The organism is Corynebacterium sp. UMB9976, from assembly GCF_030212265.1.
Lineage (GTDB): Bacteria > Actinomycetota > Actinomycetes > Mycobacteriales > Mycobacteriaceae > Corynebacterium.
Map to the genome: position 1 here is coordinate 1 of NZ_JASODY010000042.1, position 2,659 is coordinate 2,659.

At 60.6% G+C, this 2,659-nt stretch carries 2 protein-coding genes and 2 tRNA genes; all 4 read right to left on the reverse strand.

The window, feature by feature from the left end:
* Positions 1-155: 155 nt before the first annotated feature.
* The 4 genes from QP140_RS09665 to QP140_RS09680 all read right to left on the reverse strand — a co-directional run bounded on the left by QP140_RS09665 (position 156) and on the right by QP140_RS09680 (position 2,510).
* Positions 156-228: transfer RNA gene (locus tag QP140_RS09665), tRNA-Phe, on the reverse strand.
* 21 nt (positions 229-249) lie between these two features.
* Positions 250-323: transfer RNA gene (locus QP140_RS09670), tRNA-Asp, on the reverse strand.
* Between the two features lie 202 nt (positions 324-525).
* Positions 526-939, reverse strand: coding sequence for a hypothetical protein (locus QP140_RS09675; RefSeq protein WP_041628515.1), 414 nt, complete (start codon positions 937-939; stop codon positions 526-528).
* A 194-nt stretch (positions 940-1,133) separates the two neighbouring features.
* Positions 1,134-2,510 carry a hypothetical protein gene (locus QP140_RS09680; RefSeq protein ID WP_284759448.1) on the reverse strand — a complete coding sequence of 459 codons (1,377 nt, stop codon included), beginning with the start codon at positions 2,508-2,510 and terminating at the stop codon, positions 1,134-1,136.
* Positions 2,511-2,659 lie beyond the last annotated feature (149 nt).

The window sequence follows — 2,659 nt, forward strand, 5'->3', positions numbered from 1 at the left end:
ACAACATAGGAATCCGGAAAGGGCCCATGAGATAAAAAGGGCCCACCCGGCGACACGCCGGGCAGACACACTTTTTGTCACTTAACCCTCTCAGGCGCTCGAGGGAATGCAATCGTAAAGCAAAAGCCCCATCCGTTGGGATGGGGCTGGGAGTGTGGCCAGACCCGGGATCGAACCGGGGACCTTTCACTTTTCAGGCGAACGCTCTACCGACTGAGCTATCTGGCCGAGAAGCCTGAGGCTTCACAGCGACCCTGACGAGACTTGAACTCGCGACCTCCGCCGTGACAGGGCGGCGCGCTAACCAACTGCGCCACAGGGCCGTGTGCTATCGCACGAGTGGTAACTATACCCAGCGGTTAACGTGGGCACAAATCACGGCCAACATGCACACATCACAGCAGGTAGATAGGCATTTTAAAGGGCGCCTTTTCGGGCCATGCAAGCTGCTTTTTATAGGTTTTACCCCTCCACCATGGCAGCTTAGCGCTCCCGCAGCTCCGGTACCGATGACACTAATTGGCACTAATCGCAGAGGGTCACCATGTCGATCAGTTTTTCGGGGGCACCGAGGCGGCGCAGCCGCGCATCGGAGAAGCACGGCCCCTGCATGCCGGAGGTGGTCACCCCGTCGGCTTCCACCTCACCCCATTCGGCGCCGTCGAAACGTTCGACCCACACGTGATCAGTGCCGTTACGCCCCGCCCGCATCCATCGCCCATCGCAGTACATGGAGACGATTTCACCGGGTCGGGTGTTCGAGTTGGACTCAAGATAGGGGCACTCGCCCTTCTTCACGCGCTGCGGTTTCGGCCGCGCGCGCTCCCGCTGCGGCTCAGTCCTCTCGTCGGCATCGCCCGAAGCATCGTTCCCCTCCCCTGCACCATCATTCTGAACATCGGACGGCGGCGGGCCAGCCTTGGTGATCGTTTGAGTCACGGTAGGGCGATCGGCTGCGGAATCGCTAGCTTCGCCGGCGCAACTAGCCAACAGCAGTGACAGGCTGAGCGCAGCGAGGCAGGATCCAGTCCGACGAGCGACGCCGAACTGCCGCCGGGACAAGTTTCGGTTGAGGCGCATAACAGGAGTCTGGCACAGCCTTTGGAACTTTTAAGGCCATTGCCAATCTTCAGCTAGGCAGTCGCCCGCTGAAGATGACTCACGAATTCTCCTAGCACCCCACGCTCCCGCATCTGCAATAGGGCGTGGCGGGTCATCTCCATCTGCATAGAGACCGAGCCACCGTCAGCCCGGTGATCCTTGACGATCCGGTCCACACACTGCGCGACGTCCTCCCCTGGCCGCAGCCGCTCCGCCCGCATCCCTGTCTGGAGCCCCTTCTCCGAGGGCAATGCCTTCTTCCCGATTGCTTGCTCCGCGGTGAGCTGCGTATAGGACAGGTTGAAGTAATCCGGCAGCCCAGCGCGCGTCAGATCCCGCATGTAGGCGATGGGCCGCGTAGCAATCGGTACCGGCACGGTCACACTGTCCGGCGTCCGGAACACCCCGGTTGACTTCGTCTTCCGCAGGTATTCCTGCGCGCCCGGAACGGCAGCCTCCTCGAAGTACTCGCGCTGCGCCGCACCAGCGACGATGTCCGCAAAAGTCTCCGCATAGAAGCTATCGTTCAGCGACACCGAACCGGAGCCCGACGGGATCAGCATGCCCTGCGAGTTATCGCTCAGCGAACCCTGCTGACCGACAATCACGTGACCATCGGATGTCAGGACCAACGTCGAGGAGCCGATGACATTCGCCGCCTTGCTCTCGATGAGATCGATCAGGACACCGTCGTCCTTGTTGACGATGATGGAGCTGCCGTCGAACAGTAACTCGTCGTACCCCGGGGTGTAGTAGAGGTTGTCGACGACGAGGTTCGACGTGATGTGGTCGAAATAGCCGATGAGGTGCAGCTGGATGACGTGACTCGTCCAGTCGGGGTCGCAGGCCATGCCTAGAAGCTTCCCGTTGAACATCGCACGCCCCTGCGCGTAGTGACGGCGCAAATTCAGGTACTTAAACTGCTCCAGATCCTTCGGCAGCCGGTACCTGTAGGAGGAGAACTCCCATGGCTTCTCCAGGCCACCGTCCTGGATGAACTCATCGACCCGGTCCGAGGCAAGGTATGGGCGACCGTCGACCTCCCGCTTCTCGAAATCGTGCTCACGCTGGTAGTCGGAAAGGCTTGCCGAGGCGATTGTGCGGGACGTGAGCTCCTTGCGTGAACGCACGGCATAGTTGTAGCGCTGGCGGTTTTCGATGCCGATCGTCGCAATCCAGTACAGCAGCACCCCCACCACGATGGCCCCCAAAGTCAGCCACCAGGCGGAGTCAGTGAGAACCTGGGCCTCCGCGAGGGCTGCGAGTACCGGAATGAGTACCGCCAGGGGTGTGACCAGCTTCGAAGCGGTAGCCACGGACATACTTTCGCTAAGCAGCCCCAGCTTGGTGAACGTCGCGCCCTGCCACCGGCGGAAGAGGTGATAGGACGAGGTCTTGGAGGAACTCATGAGCAAGAGATTACCTGGCTGTCGGCACACAACCGCCTGTCCCGTGCGCCAAGACTAAGCCGGGTGGAAGACAGGGTTAAGGGTCAAAAAGTGTGTCCGGAATCGCCGATTTTCAGGGGTTGACCTGTAGGTTTCAGGAAAGTATATGC